17 protein-coding genes and 1 tRNA gene are annotated in these 17,613 nt (G+C 70.7%); 3 read left to right on the forward strand and 15 right to left on the reverse strand.

Annotation, left to right across the window (positions count from 1 at the left end):
- The first annotated feature begins 2 nt into the window (after positions 1–2).
- The gene (locus ACFQ58_RS10810; RefSeq protein ID WP_376951079.1) at positions 3–3,128 is read left to right on the forward strand and encodes a M14 family zinc carboxypeptidase; all 3,126 of its coding nucleotides are present in this window, start codon (positions 3–5) and stop codon (positions 3,126–3,128) included.
- A gap of 28 nt (positions 3,129–3,156) precedes the next feature.
- On the opposite strand, the gene ACFQ58_RS10815 is transcribed toward ACFQ58_RS10810, so the two are convergent.
- From ACFQ58_RS10815 to ACFQ58_RS10875, 13 genes are all read right to left on the reverse strand, one after another.
- Positions 3,157–3,594: a pilus assembly protein TadG-related protein gene (locus ACFQ58_RS10815; RefSeq protein WP_376951080.1), complete on the reverse strand. Its 438-nt coding sequence runs from the start codon at positions 3,592–3,594 to the stop codon at positions 3,157–3,159.
- A complete protein-coding gene (locus ACFQ58_RS10820) occupies positions 3,591–4,019 on the reverse strand; it encodes a hypothetical protein (RefSeq protein WP_376951082.1) in 429 nt (142 codons plus the stop codon). The genes ACFQ58_RS10815 and ACFQ58_RS10820 overlap by 4 nt, the downstream gene beginning before the upstream one ends.
- Position 4,020: 1 nt before the next feature.
- On the reverse strand, positions 4,021–4,407 hold the full coding sequence (locus ACFQ58_RS10825) for a TadE/TadG family type IV pilus assembly protein (RefSeq protein ID WP_376951126.1): 387 nt from the start codon (positions 4,405–4,407) through the stop codon (positions 4,021–4,023).
- Positions 4,404–4,571, reverse strand: coding sequence for a hypothetical protein (locus ACFQ58_RS10830; protein WP_376951083.1), 168 nt, complete (start codon positions 4,569–4,571; stop codon positions 4,404–4,406). The genes ACFQ58_RS10825 and ACFQ58_RS10830 overlap by 4 nt, the downstream gene beginning before the upstream one ends.
- A gap of 39 nt (positions 4,572–4,610) precedes the next feature.
- Positions 4,611–5,558, reverse strand: a complete 948-nt coding sequence (locus ACFQ58_RS10835) for a type II secretion system F family protein (RefSeq protein WP_376951084.1) — start codon at positions 5,556–5,558, stop codon at positions 4,611–4,613.
- Positions 5,546–6,406, reverse strand: a complete 861-nt coding sequence (locus ACFQ58_RS10840) for a type II secretion system F family protein (protein ID WP_376951085.1) — start codon at positions 6,404–6,406, stop codon at positions 5,546–5,548. Before ACFQ58_RS10840 ends, ACFQ58_RS10835 begins: the two co-directional genes overlap by 13 nt.
- Positions 6,403–7,632 (reverse strand): CpaF family protein, encoded by a 1,230-nt coding sequence (locus ACFQ58_RS10845; protein ID WP_376951086.1) that lies wholly within the window; start codon positions 7,630–7,632, stop codon positions 6,403–6,405. The genes ACFQ58_RS10840 and ACFQ58_RS10845 overlap by 4 nt, the downstream gene beginning before the upstream one ends.
- A 60-nt stretch (positions 7,633–7,692) precedes the next feature.
- The gene (locus tag ACFQ58_RS10850) at positions 7,693–8,346 is read right to left on the reverse strand and encodes a TPR end-of-group domain-containing protein (protein ID WP_376951087.1); all 654 of its coding nucleotides are present in this window, start codon (positions 8,344–8,346) and stop codon (positions 7,693–7,695) included.
- 28 nt (positions 8,347–8,374) lie between these two features.
- Positions 8,375–9,709 (reverse strand): ion channel protein, encoded by a 1,335-nt coding sequence (locus ACFQ58_RS10855; protein WP_376951088.1) that lies wholly within the window; start codon positions 9,707–9,709, stop codon positions 8,375–8,377.
- Positions 9,710–9,988: 279 nt separating this feature from the next.
- The gene (locus ACFQ58_RS10860) at positions 9,989–10,912 is read right to left on the reverse strand and encodes a hypothetical protein (protein WP_376951089.1); all 924 of its coding nucleotides are present in this window, start codon (positions 10,910–10,912) and stop codon (positions 9,989–9,991) included.
- Positions 10,913–10,919: 7 nt separating this feature from the next.
- Positions 10,920–11,447: a hypothetical protein gene (locus tag ACFQ58_RS10865; protein WP_376951090.1), complete on the reverse strand. Its 528-nt coding sequence runs from the start codon at positions 11,445–11,447 to the stop codon at positions 10,920–10,922.
- A gap of 9 nt (positions 11,448–11,456) precedes the next feature.
- The gene (locus ACFQ58_RS10870; protein WP_376951091.1) at positions 11,457–13,118 is read right to left on the reverse strand and encodes an FAD-dependent oxidoreductase; all 1,662 of its coding nucleotides are present in this window, start codon (positions 13,116–13,118) and stop codon (positions 11,457–11,459) included.
- 4 nt (positions 13,119–13,122) lie between these two features.
- The gene (locus ACFQ58_RS10875) at positions 13,123–15,408 is read right to left on the reverse strand and encodes a PAS domain S-box protein (RefSeq protein ID WP_376951093.1); all 2,286 of its coding nucleotides are present in this window, start codon (positions 15,406–15,408) and stop codon (positions 13,123–13,125) included.
- A gap of 244 nt (positions 15,409–15,652) precedes the next feature.
- Here ACFQ58_RS10875 and ACFQ58_RS10880 point away from each other — a divergent pair, with 244 nt between their 5' ends.
- Complete coding sequence (locus ACFQ58_RS10880; protein ID WP_376951094.1) at positions 15,653–16,270, forward strand: hypothetical protein; 618 nt, start codon at positions 15,653–15,655, stop codon at positions 16,268–16,270.
- A 29-nt stretch (positions 16,271–16,299) separates the two neighbouring features.
- Positions 16,300–16,381, forward strand: a tRNA-Leu gene (locus ACFQ58_RS10885).
- A gap of 14 nt (positions 16,382–16,395) precedes the next feature.
- Here ACFQ58_RS10885 and ACFQ58_RS10890 read toward each other — a convergent pair.
- Positions 16,396–16,740 (reverse strand): three-helix bundle dimerization domain-containing protein, encoded by a 345-nt coding sequence (locus ACFQ58_RS10890; RefSeq protein WP_376951096.1) that lies wholly within the window; start codon positions 16,738–16,740, stop codon positions 16,396–16,398.
- A 500-nt stretch (positions 16,741–17,240) separates the two neighbouring features.
- A partial coding sequence (locus tag ACFQ58_RS10895; RefSeq protein ID WP_376951097.1) for an integrase core domain-containing protein occupies positions 17,241–17,613 on the reverse strand: 373 nt, incomplete at its 5' end.

Consider the following 17,613-nt stretch of genomic DNA (forward strand, 5'->3'; position numbering starts at 1 on the left):
TGATGACTGGAACTCGCTTCACTCGGAACCGCCTCGTGCTCGGCATCGCCGCGCTCGCGTTGGGATTCAGCGTTCTGAGTCCGATCGGCGCGAACGCCGCAGAAGACGACGGCGCGCTCGACATGTACACCGCCGACGTGACGACGGCCGAGGCGGCGGAGATCGCCGCGGGCGGCTTTGACGTGGCCGACACCAGGGTCTCGGACGACGGCGTGAGCATCGACCTCGTGCTGACCGAAGCCGAGGCGAAGGGTCTCAGCGACCGTGGCGTCGACATCAAGGTCAAGAAGAACAAGAACGGCAAGTCCGCCCGGCAGGTGGCCGCGGAGCAGGCCGAGTCGGGCTTCGAGGTGTGGCGGTCATGGGATGAGCCCGGCGGCATCCGCGACGAGCTCTATCGCCTCGCCCGTGAGAACCCTCAGCTCGTCAAGCTCGTGGTGCTGGGCGAGACGTACCAGGGCCGCGAGATCATCGCGCTGAAGCTCACGCAGGGCGCGCGGGGCATCGCGGACGGCACCCGGCCGGGCGTGCTGCACAGCTCGACGCAGCACGCGCGTGAGTGGATCTCGACCGAGGTGAACCGGCGGCTGATGAACTGGTACATCGACGAGTGGCGTGCGAACAACAAGGAGATCAAGGACCTCCTGAAGAACAACGAGCTGTGGTTCGTGATCGTGGCGAACCCCGACGGCTACCAGTACACGTTCGACGCCGAGCGCCTGTGGCGCAAGAACCTCCGCGACAATGACGGCGACGAGCAGATCACCCGGGCAGACGGTGTCGACCCCAACCGCAACTTCCCGGAGCACTTCGGATACGACGAGGAGGGCTCCTCGTCGCAGCCCAACAGCGACACGTACCGCGGTCCGTCACCGGCGTCCGAGCCGGAGACACAGGCGATGATCTCGCTGTTCGACCGGGCCGACTTCTCATTCCAGATCAACTGGCACTCCTTCGGGCAGTGGCTGCTGTACGCGGAGGGCTGGCAGACGGGCACGCCCACGGCGGATGACCCGATCTACTACGCGCTGTCGGGCAACCTCGACGACCCGGCGATCCCCGACTTCGAGCCCGGCCTGTCGTCCGACGTGCTGTACGTGACGAACGGCGAGACCACCGACTATGCCCACGCGGAGCGCGGGGTTCTCGGCTGGACACCGGAACTCGGCGAGGGCGACGGCGGCGACGGGTTCGTCTTCCCCGACGACGAGGCGCAGGTGCAGGCGGAGTTCGAGCGCGCGCTGCCCTTCGCGCTCGACGTGGCGAAGTCCGCGGCCAACCCCGCGGAGCCCGTGTCGCACCTCGGCATCGAGACCAAGCCCTTCTACCTGAAGAGCGACGACACCTACAAGTACGGCCTGCCGCTGGCGAACTTCACGTTCGACTACTCCTACGGCGATCCGCAGGAGGTGCGCGTCCTCGCGCGCCGCAACCTGGGCGAGGTGACGCTCAAGTACTCGATCAATGGCGATGACCCGATCAGCGCGACGACCGAGGAGTGGACGGGCGGTGACCGCTACGGCAGCCAGACTGACGTGTACTACGCGGTCATGAGCGGGCTCGTGACCGGGACGGATCCCGGCGACGAGGTCGAGGTCTGGTTCGAGGGCGGCGGTGAGGTGAGCGACTCGTTCACCTACGAGGCCGTCGAGGAGTCGACCGACGACGTGCTGATCGTGGCCAACGAGGACTACACGGGCGCCTCGCCCGTGCAGGACGGCGGGCCGAACTACCTGTCCTACTACCAGGAGGCGCTCGAGGCGAACGGCACGTCGTATGACGTGTACGACGTGGACGCGCGCGATCGGACTGCGTCGGATGCGCTCGGCGTGCTGTCGCACTACGACGCCGTCATCTGGTACACGGGCGAGGACATCGTGACGCGGGAGGCCGGTTGGGCCGGCGGCAACCAGTCGCGGTTGGCCATGGACCAGCTCCTCGAGGTCCGGGACTTCATGAACGAGGGCGGCCAGGTGCTGTACACGGGCAAGTACGCCGGCAGCCAGTTCACCCCGAACATCCCGAACCAGTTCTACGACCCGACCGAGGCGAACGCGGAGTGCCGGGCTGACCCGGTCGTGTTCGACCGGTGCCGGCCCCCGGGCGGCTCGGGTGACTTCACGAATGACGTGCTGCAGTACTGGCTCGGCGCGTACCTCATGGTCGACAACGCCGGGAGCGTGTTCGATGACGAGGGGAACGTCGTAGGACTCCTCGACGTGCTCGGCATCGACACGCCGCTCACGGGGCTCGAGTGGGGCTTCAACGGCGCGGACAGCGCGGCGAACCAGGATCACAGCAACTCGGCCATCACGACGAGTGGCATCCTCGACCCGGATCGGTACCCGCAGTTCCTGAGCTGGGTCTCGGCCCAGTGGGATCGCGAGGGCGGCCCGTTCGAACCGCACACCGGCGAGTACTACGCGTACTCGCAGATCGCTGATGTCTCGTACAAGCGGCTGACCCGCACGATCGACGTGCCGGCCGGTGGTGCGGAGCTGTCGTTCTGGACGTCGTACGACACCGAGGCGGCGTGGGACCACCTCGTGGTCGAGGCGCACACCCCAGGCCAGGACGACTGGACCACGCTGCCCGACCTCAACGGGAACACCACGCAGGACACCGGTGAGAGCTGCCCGGCCGGGTGGAACGAGCTGCACCCGCAGGTCGACTTCTACCAGACCTTCGTCGACGAGACGACGTGCGACCCGACCGCCGAGGGCGGTGGCGAGTGGAACGCCGCGTCGGGCAACTCCGGCGGCTGGCAGCAATGGACCGTCGATCTCAGCGGATTCGCCGGAGGCCAGGTCGAGGTGTCGATCGCGTACATCAGCGACTGGGCGACCCAGGGGCTGGGCGTGTTCGTCGACGACATCGAGGTGTCCACGGGTGAAGGCTCGACCTCCTTCGAGGGCGAGGATTCGAATGGCTGGGTCGTCTCCGGGGCCCCGGCGGGCAGTGCGCCGAACCCGAACGACTTCCTCTTCACGACGGCGGCCGGATTCCCGGAGGCCGCGGTGGTGGCGACGCCGCGCTCGCTGCTCACCGGCTTCGGCTTCGAGGGCATCACGGGTGCCGACGCCCGAGCCGAATGGATGGGTCGCGCGCTGGAGCACCTGCTCGACTGAGACGGGGGACGGTCGGACCGACGCGCGCTCAGTGGAACACCGAGCGCGCGTCGGCCGTGACCTCGATCGGCACGGTGACCGGCAGGAACTCGGACGAGATCGGGGCGTGCCAGGTGGCCCGCAGGGTGACCGTCGCACTGCGGCCGTCCGCTGAGTCGGCTCGCACGAGCTCGAGCCCCTGCAGCGAGTGGACCGCGTCGCCGAGGTAGTCGGACGCCGCGCCGCGGACCGAGTCGGCGTCGAGGTCGAACACGAGCTCGCCAGCCTCGACGCGGACGTCGTCGAGGCGCCACGACTCGGCGGCCGCGAGCGCCGCCCCGTCGGCGAGCGCGAAGAGGCGCTTGCGCTCGAGGTACAGCGAGGTCGCCGAGACGACCACGAGCACGAGTGCCAGAGCGAGCACGCCGTAGAAGATCGTGAGCAGCAGCGTGGAACCGCGTTCGTCGGCGGCCGCGTGCCGACTCACGTCGCTCCCGCGAATCGCGAGACCGTGTGCGTCGCGCTCGACTCGAGCTGCACGGTGCCGATCGAGCTCGACGCCAACGCCTGAGGCACGAGCGGGAGCGGGACGGCGACATGCACATGGACCGTCACGCGGGATCCCGGTGCGTCGCAGCGCGCCGAGCAGATGAGGTCGACGGACGCCGCGCCGGGATCGACGCCGTAGTCGGCCAGCACCACGCCCACCGTGCGTTCGACGCCCGCGCCCGTGGCGGAGCCATCCGCCTGCAGCACCGCGACGCGGGCCGCCTGCCGCGCCGCGCCCTCGACGCCGAGCGCTGCGGCCTGGATCGACGCAACGGCCAGCACGAGGTACACCAGCGGCACGAGCAGGATCATGCCCACGGTGAGGAACTCGAGCGATGCCGACCCGCGTTCGCCTGCAAGCACGTCACTCGATCGCCTCGAGTGCCGCATGCCCGGTCACCTCCAGTCCGCGCTCGGGACCGAGCAACCCGACGACCGGGAGCGTCGTTCGCACGGAGACGGCGATGGCGGGCACGCCGGCGACCGAGGTCGTCGACGCGCTGATGTCGCCGGCGTAGTCGGCGGAGATCGCCGCGCCGATGAGCGCGCGGGTGCGCTGCACGCCGGCGTCGGCGGACGACCCGGCGAGCGCCGCGTAGCGAGCGCCCTCGGCGGCAGCGTCGAGCACCGTGTTGCGCACGTGCAGGGCCAGCGCGAGCTGGACGACCGAGAGCACCAGCGCGGTGAGCAGCACGCCGACGAGCGCGAACTCGGCGACAGCCGACCCGGTCTCGTCGAGCAGACGCGTCAGAACCCGGTCACGCGACCGATCGCCTGGTCGAACACCCCGGAGAGCGCCGGTCCCGCGAGCCCCCAGATCACGATCACCAGCCCGGCGGTCATGAGCGTGATGAGCACCCATCCGGGCACGTCGCCGCGCTCGTCGGCGAGGCGTCGGGCGATCCACTTCGGCATGTGAGGTCCTTTCGATGGGAGGAAGTCGACGCGGCCGCATCAGAACCCCGCCTGGAGGACGAGGTAGCCGGGGAAGAGCGCGAACGCGATCGTGACGGGAAGGATGAGGAAGATCAGCGGCACGAGCATCGCGATCTCCTTGCGGCCCGCGAGCTCGATGATCGTGCGCTTGGCTTCGGCACGAGCGTCGCCGGACTGCGCTCGAAGCACGCCCGCGAGCGGTGCACCGCGATCCAGCGCGCCGAGCACCTGGTCGAGCGCGCGGCTCAGCGCGGGATGCTCGAGTCCGTCACGCAGCTCCGCAAGCGCGGTCGGCAGGGGCACGCCGGCGCCGACCGCGGCGACCGCGCGTGCGAATTCGGAGGGCAGCTCCCCTGAGCCGGCGCGTGCGACGCGACGAAGCGCGTCGAGCATGCCCTCTCCGGCGGTGAGGCTCAGGGTGAGGAACTCGAGCACGGTCGGGAGTTCGGAGGAGATGCGAGCGAGACGCCGTCGTGCCGAGCGCTGCAGCAGCCAGTCCCTCGCCACCGCGCCGGCCACGGCGGCGAACGCGGGCACGCAGGCTCGCACGAGCGGTGGCATGGCGACGAAGGATGGCGCGAACAGCGCGAGTGCGGCACCCAGTGCGAACGCGAGCCCAGCCCATGCGAGCTGCTCGCCGCGGAATCGCTCGACCGTGGCATCCGACCCGGCCTGGCGGAGCCGCCGCGCGATGGTGTCGGTGCCGCCGAGGACGCCGCTGAGCGCGCTGCGCGTACGCCGCAGCGCGGGCATGACCAGCATGCCGACCACCGAGCCTGGATCGGCGTCGGGTCGCGACCGCATCGCCCGCGCCTCGGCGGAGAAGTCCGTGATGTACGGCGCCACCCGGTCGACCAGCCGGGCGCGGCCGAGCCGCGGCGTCGATGCGGCGACGAGCCACAGCCCGAGCCCGAGCAGGGCGCCGAGCGCGACGGCCATCACGGGGATGGCGCTCAGGTGAACCATCGACGCTCCTCTGGCAGGCGGCCGAGGCCCAGCATGAGCCGATAGGCGACGACCGTGACCGCGACACCCGCGAGGATGAGCGCGGTTCCGGCGCTCGAGTCGTAGGCCTCGAGCGTCTCGGGGCGGCTGGCGAGCACCAGCAGGAGCAGCCAGGGAGCGGCGACGCCGAGGCGGGCGGCGTTGCGGATCCACGACTGCCGGGCGACGACCTCTGCCCGCAGGGTGGCATCCTCACGAAGATAGGTCGACAGGCCGCGCAGCACCGAGGTCACATCCGTGCCGCCGACCTCGCGCGCCATCCGAAGCGTCTCGAGGATCCGGTCGGCGACCGGGTCGGCCAGCCGCGCCTTGAGCGCGTCGAGCGCCGAACTGAAGTCGCCCGTGCGGCGGAACTCGTCGTCGAAGCCGGCGAACGCGGGGCGGGTCGTCGACGGGCCGAGCTCGGCGAGCGCGCCGATGCTGTCGGGGAGCGACATGCCGGCACGCACGGAGGCGACGAGGTGATCGACCACGTCGGGCCAGACGGCCCGGTTGGCCACCCGCCGACGGTTCGCGCGCGACCTGATCGCGAACGCGACCACGAGTGCGCCGAGTGCGGCCGCGACCGCCGTGAGCACCGGCACGGCGAAGATCGCCTGGGCGAGCGCCGCGGCGACGGCCGCGAGGACGACCGCGACCACGATGACCGCGGCGACGGGCACGCCGGGGATGCCGGCGAGTGCGAGTTCGTCGGCGATGACGGATCGGCGGGCGGTTCGCGGCGCGGCGCCGGGTCGCCTCGGCCAGAGCCAGGTGGACGCGACGAGCAGAAGGCCGACCCCGAGCGTCGCGCCCAGCAGGACGCTCACGCCGCCGCTCCAAGTACGACGGCGGGATCCAGGCCTGCGGCGGTGAACTTCTCGAGCCGTGCCGGGTGGACGCCGGTCGCCGCCAGCCCGTCGACATCGAGACGGAAGATGCGGTCGACGGCGACGGCGGCGCCGACCGTCTCCCCCGTCGGTGCCGAGATCTCCACGACGCGTCGGTGCCCGTCCCGACCGATGGCGAGGTGCACGACGAGGTCGATGCAGCTCGCCACGGTGGGAACCACGAACGCCGAGTCGATGTTGCGTCCGGCGAGCAGGGGCAGGGTGCAGAGCTTCGCGAGCGCGTCGCGCGCCGAGTTCGCGTGGATGGTGCACATGCCCGGTACACCCGAGTTCAGGGCGATGAGCAGGTCGAGGCTCTCGGCTTCGCGGACCTCGCCGACGATGAGCCGGTCGGGTCGCATCCGAAGCGCTTCCTTGATGAGGCGCCGGAGGGTGATCTCGCCGCTGCCCTCGAGGTTGGGCTGGCGGCACTGCATCGACACCAGGTCGCGGACGTCGAGCTCGAGCTCGAACGTCTCCTCGACGGTCACGACGCGGTCGGACGTGCGCGCGCTCGACATCAGCGCGTTCAGCATGGTGGTCTTGCCGGTGTGCGTGGCTCCGGAGACGAGGATGTTCGCGCCGGCGAGCACGCTCATCCGGAGGAACTCGGCGGCCTGCCTGCTCATCGAGCCCAGCTCGACCAGCTGGCCGAGCGAGCGGATGCGCTGCTGGAACTTGCGCACGTTGACGGCCCAGTGCGCGCGAGTGACGTCTGGGATCGCGACGTGGAGGCGCGAGCCGTCGGGCAGCGACGCATCGACGAACGGCGACGACAGGTCGACCCTCCGGCCCGAGTGCTGCAGCATCCGCTCGACGAGGTCGCGCACCTCGCGATCGGAGAGCACGAGCGTGGTCAGCTCGGGCACGCCGGCACGGGCGACGAAGACGCGCGTCGGCGAGTTGATCCAGATCTCCTCGACCGTCGGGTCGTCGAAGAACGGCTGCAGCGGGCCGTAGCCGGTGATGGAGGCCACGACCTCGCGCGCCGTGCCGGGCTCGTCGCCAAGCGGGGCGTGCGCACCGGCGAGTGCACGCTCGGAGTAGCGGCGGACCTCCTCGCTCGCGTAGCGCGCGGCGAGCGCCCCGTCGCGGGCGAGGTCGATCCCCTCGCGGAGCACCCGACCGCGCACCCGCTCTGCGATGGTGCGCACAGGGTCGGACATGCGCTCCATCTTGGCGAGCCGCGCGGGTCAGGCTCGGAACTTATCCACACCCGGCGGACATCAGGATGAGTGGTCGCCGACGAGGTCCGTGAATGCCGACTCGTCGCGGATCGGATCGAGGTCGGAGTCGGTCTGCGCGTGGCCGCGGAACTCCTCCGACATCTCGATGGCCTGCCGGAGGTGGTCCAGCGCCGCCTCCGTCCGGCCAATCTGCGCCTCACAGCAGGCGAGGTTGAAGAACAGCAGCGGATACTGCGGGCTGGCTTCCACCGCGACCTCGAGGCGGTCGGCGACCGCCTCGAACTCCCCCGCCTCGTACAGCGGCACGAGCGGAGCCCAGAGCTCCCACCCGCGCGCGTCGTACGCCCTCCCGGGGGTGCCCTCCACGAGGAGGATCGTCGTTCCGTCCTCCACGGCGGTGGCCGATCTCGGCGTGAGGGGCGCCGCGAAGACGAGCGTCCCCGCGGGCGCGTCGACCCGTTCGCCGTCGAGCTCGAACACCGCGTGGCCGCGGAGCACGAGGAAGAGCTCCTCATCGGCGGTGGGGTCGCCCTCGTCGTGGAAGTTGATGACCGGATCTCCCGCCTTGCGGGCGGTCCAGGTGGTCGCTCCGAACGCGCTGATGCCGAGGTGGTGCCGGATGGGCCGGTAGAAGCTCCCGGCGTCCTCCGACTCCTCGATCTCGTCGAGCCTCGCGACCTGGTAGGCGGCCATGCCTCACCTCCTGACTTTCAAACCCGGATCAGGCGCCGTCCACCGGGCGCGGCGGCGGCGGCGCGGCACCGGCCGCCTGCGGCGCGGGCTCCTCGTCGGCGGGCTTCTTCGACACGATCCGCAGCTCGGGCGCGCGCGAGACGAGCAGCCATGTCGGGAGGATGATGACGCAGAGCCACGGCAGCAGGCCGATGTCGCCCGAGACCGCGGCCGCCATGAACAGCGAGATCCAGCCGTCGCGCGTGGCGACGAGCAGCATGCCGATCAGGCCGCATGCGACCGCGAGGCCGAGGGGGAAGCCCGGAATCACCGCCGCGGCGAACATGCCGATCGCGACGCCGATGAACGTCGCCGGGAAGACGCGACCGCCGCGGAACGCCGCACTCGCCGCGACGACGAGGGCCGCGATCTTGACGAGCGTGATGAGCGCGAGGTCGCCGGCCGAGTAGGCATCGGGATCCTCCAGCAGCTCGCCCATCTGCTCGAGCCCCTTGAACAGCGTGATCGGGCCGCCGAGCAGGCCGAGCAGGCCGAGGACGAATCCGCCGAGCGTCGCGATGAGGATCGGGCTCCGCAGTGCGTGGAACGCCCGGTGCACGATCGGCAACACGTAGACCGCGATGAGCCCGAGGAGCACCGCGGCGCACGCGACGATGATCCCGACGAGCATGTCGAGCGGGTCGACGGTGCTCGGCGGCACGTCGAACACGAGCGGCGGCTGGCCGAGCACGTGCATGGTGGCGGCACCCGCGGCAGCCGACGCGAGCGGGAGGAACAGCTTGTCCCACAGCGATCCGCCGCCGCGCACCGCGGCGAGCGCCCCCGTGAAGAGCAGGGCCGCACCGACGGGAGTGCCGAACAGCGCGCCGATCGTGCCCGACGCGGCCATCAGCATGGCCAGGCGCGGCGGCACGGCCGGCATGAACCGCGCGAGCAGCGCGACGGCGAGCGAGACGTTGATCGCGATGATCGGGTTCTCGGGGCCGAGGCTCACGCCGCCCGCGAGGCCGAGCACGGTGACGATCGCGATGCTCGGCAGAGTCCGCAGCTTCACGGGCGGTTCGAACAGCTCGGTGGTGGCCGAGTCGGGGCCGCCGTGTCCCGGGATGAACTGCAGGCACAGGCCCACGAGCAACCCGGTCGTGGTGAGCACCACGACGATCCACCATCCGCTCGGATCGATGCCGAGCCCGTCGGGCAGCGTGGTCCAGACGTAGTCCTCGATGACGCCCGCGATGGCCTCGAGGGCCCACAGCATGAGCGCGGTGATGATGCCGATGATCAGCGCCGGCACCGCGAGCAGCGCGAGCTGCCGTGGCGTGGGCGCGGGAAGTTCGGCCTGCTCGGTTCGAGGGTCGGTCATCGCAACCTCCTGGCGGGAGAAGGTGCGTCATGCCGCGGCGCCGTCGCCGCCCGTCCCCCACCCCACACCATAGGGCGTGACCGGCCGCACACGCGCGAGGAAATCCCGCTAGATCGTGGCGAGGATGCGGCCGATGCCGAGCACGATGCCCAAGATCGCGAGCAGCAGCAGCCAGCCGCGGGCCCGCCCGAGTTCGGGCGGGCCGGGCTTGACAGCGGATGCGGCCCTCCCCCCGGCTCGCCCTCCCGATGCGGTTGGCGCGGCCGGCGCAGCGTGCGGTCAGCCGAGATCGGCGAGCTCGGCCTCCGCGTCCTCGACGCCGACCTCAGCGCGGTCGTTCGCGTCGGTCGCGGACCCGTGCTCGCGGCGGGCGACTCGCGCCTCGCGGTCGGCGTTCCCGAGTTCGTCGCGCAGTTCGTCGAGACGCCGCTCGAGCTCGTCGCGCTCGTCGCGCAGGGCGTCCAGTCGGCGGGTCGCTGCCTCGAGCCGGTCCGTCGCGGCATCGAGCGTGCCGCGCGTCTCGTCGGCGTGCTCCCGGGCGCTCCGGAGTGCGGCCTCGGCGCGGTCGCGTACGGCGCGACGCTCGGCTACGCCATCCGCCTCGGCCTGCTTCTCGATCTTCTTCTCGGCCTCAGGCTCACCCTTCGCGGGCGTGTCGGTCCGCTTCGATCGCGGGCGCGGCGGTGCAGCGGATGCCTCTCCCGCGACGGCCCCGTCGAGGTCGACGTCGGATCCCACGGCCTGGAGCGCGCGCACCAGCCGGCCGGTCCGGACCACCACGCCGGCCTCCTCCGACACCGTCGCGGCCACGAGCGTCCGTTCGACCTCGTCGAGCATGGCCCGCGACGGCGACCGGTCCGCGGCATCCGCGAGCTCGATCGCCGCGCGCAGCAGGTCGCCGACGATCTCGCGTCGCTCGGCGACGAGCGCGGTCATCGCGCGTCCGTCGCCCGAGGCCTGTGCATCGGCGAGCTCGCCGCCGAGGCCGGTGAGGTCGCCCAGCCGTTCGTCGTGCTCGCGTGCGAGCCGGTTCAGGATCCAGGCCGACGGCGAGGGCCGCTTGAGCGCGGCGATCCGCTTCGCGAGCTCCGCATCGGCCGGCTTCGCGTCGGCCGCACGAGCATTGCGCGCGGCCGTGAACTCCTCGGGGACGAGCGCGTAGAGCGCGTCGGCCGCCTCGGTGAGCGCGTCGGTCGTCGCCATCACCCCATCATGGCGGAGCGGGCGCGCCAGGACGGGCCCGTTGCTCCAGCGCGGCCGCGAGCCGGCGGAAGTAGTCGAAGTGGGTGCCCGTCGACGACGCCCCTTCACCGTGCACCGGCAACGTGGCCAGGTATTCCCGGATCGCGCTCGACCTGGAGGTGATCAGCGCGGCACGACCGAGGGTCGTCCCGTGGATGTCATCCAGCTCGAGCACGCCGTGACGCCAGTTGTGACCCAGGCTGTTGAAGAGGTCGAGCATCCTGACCGCGGTCATCTCGGGCTCCTTGCCGAGCCAGGATTCCGCGTCGAACCGGAGGCGCCGGTGTTCGATGTCCTCGTACATCTGGCTCACGCCCCGGCTCTCGTGGAAGTCGACGGTGTACTGCCTCACCAGCTCCGCCCGACGCAGTACCCGCTCGCGCCGGGACGTGATGATGAACGTCACGACGCCGACCACGACGGCGACGGCCGCCGCGCCGCCCTCCAACGCGGTGATCAGGAGCAGGACGTCCGTCGGATCACCGTCGCCGTTCACGCGCCACCCTCACACCGTCTCGAGGTACTGGTGCACGAGGCTGACCGCGACCGACCCCTGACCGACGGCGGACGCGACGCGGCGGATCACGTCGTGGCGCACGTCGCCTGCCGCGAAGATGCCGGGCACGCTCGTCTCCTGCGGCAGCGGGTCGCGCTTCAGCTTCCAGCCCTTGGGACGCTTCCCGTCGCGCACGAGGTCGAGGCCCGTCAGCACGAAGCCGTGGTCGTCGGTCTCGACGAGGCCGCGCACGAGGTCGGACCCCGGGACCGCGCCGATGAAGACGAACATCGCATCGGCCGGCATCGACGACTCCTCGCCGGTCGTCCTGTCGCGGAGCTGCACCGACTCGAGCCGCTGCTCGCCGGTGAGCGAGCTGATCTCGGTGTGCGGGAGCACCGTGATGGTCGGCGCCAACTCGATCTGGTCGATGAGGTACTGCGACATGCTCTTCGCGAGCGAGTCCGCGCGCACGATGATCGTCACCTGTTCGGCATAGCGCGACAGGAACATGGCGCCCTGCCCCGCCGAGTTCGCACCACCGACGACGACCAGGCGACATCCGGTGTAGTCCACCGCCTCGCTGGCCGCGGCGCCGTAGTAGACGGAGGCCCCGAGCAGCCGCTCTTCGCCCGGGATGCCGAGCGTGCGCGCCTCGACGCCCGTCGCAAGCAGGAGCGCACGCGAACGCAGCTCACTGCCGTCGTCGAGCGTGACGATCTTGTAGGACTGGTCGAGACGGATGCCCGTGACCGCCAGTGGGCTCAGGATCTCGGCGCCGAGGCGCTTGGCCTGCGTCACCGCGCGCCGCGCGAGGTCCGCCCCGCTGATGCCGTGCGGGAATCCGAGGTAGTTCTCGATACGCGAACTGGTTCCGGCCTGCCCGCCGGGCACCTCGCGCTCGACGACCGCGGTGCGGAGCCCCTCGGAAGCGCCGTACACGGCGGCCGCCAGGCCCGCCGGGCCCGCCCCGATCACGATGAGGTCGTAGAACGGCGCCTGCGCCGGCGCGCGCAGGCCGATGCGCTCGGCGAGCGTGTGCAGGTCGGGGCACGAGAGCACCGTGCCGTCGGGCAGGAACACCACCGGCAGCTTCGACTTGCCGTCGCGCGTCGCCTCGACGAGCGCGCGTGCCGCCTCGTTCCGGTCGATGTCGAGCCACTGGTACGGGATCTGGCTGCGCGCGAGGAAGTCCTTCACGGCGTGCGTCGTCGGCGACCACAATGTGCCGGCCACGCGGATGCCCTCGTACACCGGCGGCGTGTTCGCGTGCCACTCGTCGAGCAGGTCGTTGAGCACCGGGTAGAAGCGCTCGTCGGGCGGATCCCACGGCTTGAGCAGGTAGTAGTCGAGGTCGATCGCGTTGATGCTCGTGATCGCGGCATCCGTGTCGGCATAGGCGGTCAGCAGCACGCGCTTGGCCTCGGGGAAGTGCTCGATCGCGTGGGTGAGGAACTCGGTGCCCGTCATCCCGGGCATACGCTGGTCGACCACGAAGAGGGCGACGGGCGTGTTGCGTCGTTCGAATTCCTCGACCGCCTCGAGCGCCTCCTTGCCCGAGCCGGCCTTCACGATGCGGTAGTCGGTCGCGTAGCGGGCCTGCAGGTCGCGGGCCACCGCGTTCAGCACCTGCGGTTCGTCGTCGACGGTCATGATGACGGGCTTAACCATCAGGTCACACCTCCTCGGGCGGGTGGGCCGGGTCGGGCGCCGGCTCGGGCTCGCCGTCCTCGCGGTTCGGCTCGAAGTCCATCGGCAGGCGCACCGTGAACCGCGTGCATCCAGGGCGCGAATCGAGGTCGAACTGCCCGTGGTGCTTCGTGACGATGATGCTCCGCGAGATCGCCAGGCCCAGGCCCGTGCCCTGGCCCGGCGGCTTGGTCGTGAAGAACGGGTCGAAGAGCTTCGAGCGGATGTCGGCGGGCACGCCCCGCCCGTCGTCCTCGACCTGCACCTCCACCCAGTCGCCATCGCGACGCGCCCGGATCGTGAGGGTGCCCACTCCCTCCATGGCGTCGGTGGCGTTGTCGATGAGGTTGGTCCAGACCTGGTTGAGCTCGCTCGCGTACGCCTGGATCGCGGGCAGGTCGCGATCGTACTCGCGGACCACGAGGACGCCGCGCTTGAGCTTGTTCTGGAGGATGACGAGCGTGTTGTCGAGGCCGGACCGCACGTCGACGTCCTGCACGGGCGCCTGGTCCATGTACGTGTAGGTCTTCATCGCCCTCACGAGCTCGACGATGCGATTGGTGCCGACCACGATCTCCGACAGCAGCGCGTAGATCGCCGCCTTCAGTCCCAGCCACTCCACGACCACGGGCAGTTCGTCGTCGCTGAAGACGTCGCCGAGCTCGTCGAGGTCGTCTCGCGCGACGCCGAGGCTCACGAGCGATGGGGCGAGTTCGAAGCCGGATGGCACGTCGCGCGCTTCGAGCCATTCCTCGAGCTCCGCCTCCCGGTCGCTGCGTTCCACGGCGGCGAAGCGCACCGGCTGGTACGCACGCTCGGATGCGAGTGCATCGAGCTCCGCGAGCCGATCGAACTGCGCGTGGTCGAGGCCCAGGCGGCCGACCTGCATCCCCACCTCCTGCAGGCGGGCGAAGACGACGACGGCCTGGTCCGCACCGCGTTGCGCGGCCGACGCGGGATTGTTCATCTCGTGCGCCATCCCGGCGCTGAGCTTGCCGAGCGACGCCATCTTCTCCTGCAGGATGAGCTGGTCCTGCATGGTGCCGATCTGCTGCAGGGACTCCTCGAGCGCGGCGTTGCGGCTGCGGAACTCCTCCTCCTTGGCGCGGAACTCCTCCTCGCTGCGGCGCAGCGCTTCCTCGGCCGCCTTGCGGTCGCCGAGGTCGCGCAGGATGCCCGTGTAGTAGCGGTCGCCGCGGACGGTCCAGGTCGACAGCGACAGCTCGACCGGAATCTCGTCGCCGGCTTTCGTGACCGCCGACAGCTCGACGGTGCGGCCGATCAGGTGCGCCTCGCCGGTCTCGGTGAATTTGGTCAGTCCGGCGCGGTGCAGCTCGCGGTAGCGCTCGGGGATGATGACGAGCTCCAGCTGGCGCCCGATCGCCTCCGCCTCCGTGTGCCCGAGCATGCGGGTCGCGGCCGAGTTCCACGAGAGGATGCGGCCGGTGTGGTCGATCGAGATGATCGCGTCGATCGCGGATTCGATGACCGAGCGGAACCGCTCCTCGGCCTGCGCACGCTCGCTGATGTCGCGGATGATGCCCGTGTAGTAGCGGTCGGCGTCGAGGAACCACGTCGTGAGCGAGAGCTCGATCGGAAACTCCGTGCCGTCCTTGCGGAGGGCTGCGAGCTCGACGGTCGAGCCGATGACGTGCGTGGGACCGCCGCTGCTCACCCGGTGGATGGCGGTGCGGTGCCGGTCCCGGAACCGTTCCGGGATGATGAGCTCGAGCTTCCGGCCGACGGCCTCGGCTTCGGTGTGACCGAACAGGGTGGTCGCGGCACTGTTCCAGCTGCGGATGACGCCGTCCGCGTCGGCGGAGACGATCGCGTCGGTGGACGACTCCATGACCGAGCGGAAGTTCGCATCCGACTTCCGGAGCGCGAGGCGTGCTCTCGAGACGGTGACCTGCCGCTCGATCCGCGCGAGCACCTCCCTCGCGTCGAATGGAGTCGAGATGAGGTCGTCGCCCGTCTCGAGGGCGCGGACGCGCATTTCGGTGTCATCCTCGTCGGCCACGAAGACGACCGGCAGGTCCCGACCCTGCCCATGCCGATGAAGGTCGGCGACGAAGTCGAACGGGTCGACGTGCTCGAGCGCCGTGTCGACGATGATGAGGTCGGGCTCGTGGGCGAGCGCAGCGCGCGTCGGCGTCTCGCCGCCCCCCGCCGTGAGCAGGTCGTACCGCCCTCCGTCGAGAATGCGGCGCAGGTCGTCCACTGCGCCGGCATCGTCGTCGGACACCACGAGGATCAGCCCTCGGTCGGCCATCCCAGTCCCTCCTCGCCGCGTCCTTGCGATCCGGTCGGTCCCTGAAGGTCAGGTTATCCCCGGCGAGCGGCGCCGGGCCATCACCCGTCCGGGGCGCGCGGTCGCGTTCGCGGACACGGTGATCCGGATGGCTCGGTTGCACTGAAGCGGCGTCGCCGTCGAGTACATTCGGCCTCGAGCGACTGTGCTCCGGGGGACGACGAGGAACGGAGGACGGATGCCTGCATCCGGATCGGCGGAACCGATGGAGCACGAGACGGCCGAGCTGGTCGACCGCATCGTGGCGGAGGAGCTCGCGACCCTGCGACGGGCGTTCGGCGAGGGCGCCGAGTTCGCCGTCACCAGGGCCGGCCGTCGCGATGAGACGCTGCACCGCCTCGAGTGTCCGGCCGTGGAACCGCACCTCGACCGTCGGGCGCGCTGGACCGACGAGCATCGCCGTCGGCTCGCGGTCGACGAGGGGTACCGCATCCCATTGCCTGCCCTCCTCACGCGCGAGCGCGCGAGGGCGATCGCGGAGGTGCGGGGCTGCAAGGTGTGCTGGCCGAACCTCAGCGGCACCGAGCCGCGGCCGCTCAAGCGGATCACGGCGCGCGGACTCCGGCCGCAGCACGCGGGTCGGGTGGTCGCCACGCCCACGGGCGATTCGCTCGGCGCGATCATCCGCTCGACCGCGCGGCGCGGCGCCGACCTCTTCGGCGTCGAGCACGACGAGATCGAGGTGGTGACCTCGTCACGCACCATCCGCTACGCGCCCGACGATGACGTGCACCTGTGGGACCTGCCGAGCGACTCGCAGGCGATCGAACGCAAGCTGCGGCTCTTCACCTGGCTCGGTTCGGGACCGTCGCCTGCCGCGTAGGAGACGCGCCCTAGACTGGGCGAGCACTCGCGGGAGTGGTGAAACCGGTAGACACGCAGGATTTAGGTTCCTGTGCCTTCGGGCGTGTGGGTTCGAGTCCCACCTTCCGCACTTCGTCCTGACGGCTATGACGGCCCGCCGCCGAGGTCGCCGAAGAGGAACCCGGAGTGGCGCTCCTTCTGCCGCTCACGCTCCATCGGGTCGATCTCGCGCGGTTCGCTCCGATCCTGATCGCCGAGCGTGTCCGCATCGCGGTCGAGGGCCACGGCGACCGTCTCCTTGCCGAGTCGATCCTTGGCCGCCCGCTCGACGAGGACCGGAACGAAGTCACGCACCGGCCGACCGTCATAGCGCTGGTGCTCCTCGTCGACGACCTCATCGACGCGCTCCCGCGTCGCGTCGGGGTACTGCGCCATGAGCCGTGCAGCGACGTGCTCCATCGCCTGCCGTTCGTCAGGTTCCGTCGTCATGACGGAAGTCTGCGACGCTTCGCGACCGCCGCACAAGGTGGCTCGGGACGATATGCGCCTGCATGCACCCGGTGGAGACGTCGCGAGTTCCGCGAAATTACCCACCTGTCAAGGGCGTTGGCGGCGCCTCGCGGGATGCGTAGGAAGGTTCTGCCGGTGGCGCGCAGGGCGCTGCACTGCGGGGTAACAGGGCAGGAGGCGGGACCTTTGCCGGGCTCGGGTCCGCCGCCCCGCGCCACCGGCACCGGCACCGAGGCGGACGACCCGAGGCGACGCGACGCGACGCGAGGACGCTCGGCTTCGGGACGTTCCTCGGTGAGGCACCTGCGCGAGCAGAGCTCACGCCGCGGCGGAAGCAGCGCGGGCGTGCAGCCAAGGTGGGTCGTCGTGTTCGCGGGGTTCGCTTGGCTCGGGCTCGGGTGGTGGCGAAGTCACGGGCGCCGATGATCGTGCCTCGGGTTGTGGGACGGGGGTGAAGGGTCGCTTGAACCGCCCCGGGTTCAATGGAGGGTTTCTTGTGCCATTTGAAGGGTTTCAGATGGCGGGCTTTGACGGAAGTAGGTCGCTTCGGCTTCCGCGGGTGGCACGTGCCCGAGGGCTTCGTGCAGGCGTCGGTGGTTGAACCAGTCGACCCATTCCAAGGTCGCGAGCTCGACGTCGTCGAGGTGCTTCCACGGGCCGCGGCGGCGGATCACCTCGGTCTTGAACAGGCCGATCACGGTCTCGGCGAGGGCGTTGTCGTACGAGTCGCCGACGGACCCGACCGACGGGCGGGCGCCGGCCTCGGCGAGGCGTTCGGTGTACCGGATCGAGGTGTACTGGCTGCCGGCGTCGGAGTGGTGCACGAGGCCGTGCAGGCTGTGCCCGGCGCGG

It is taken from the genome of Agromyces sp. NPDC056523, assembly GCF_042794545.1.
GTDB lineage: Bacteria > Actinomycetota > Actinomycetes > Actinomycetales > Microbacteriaceae > Agromyces.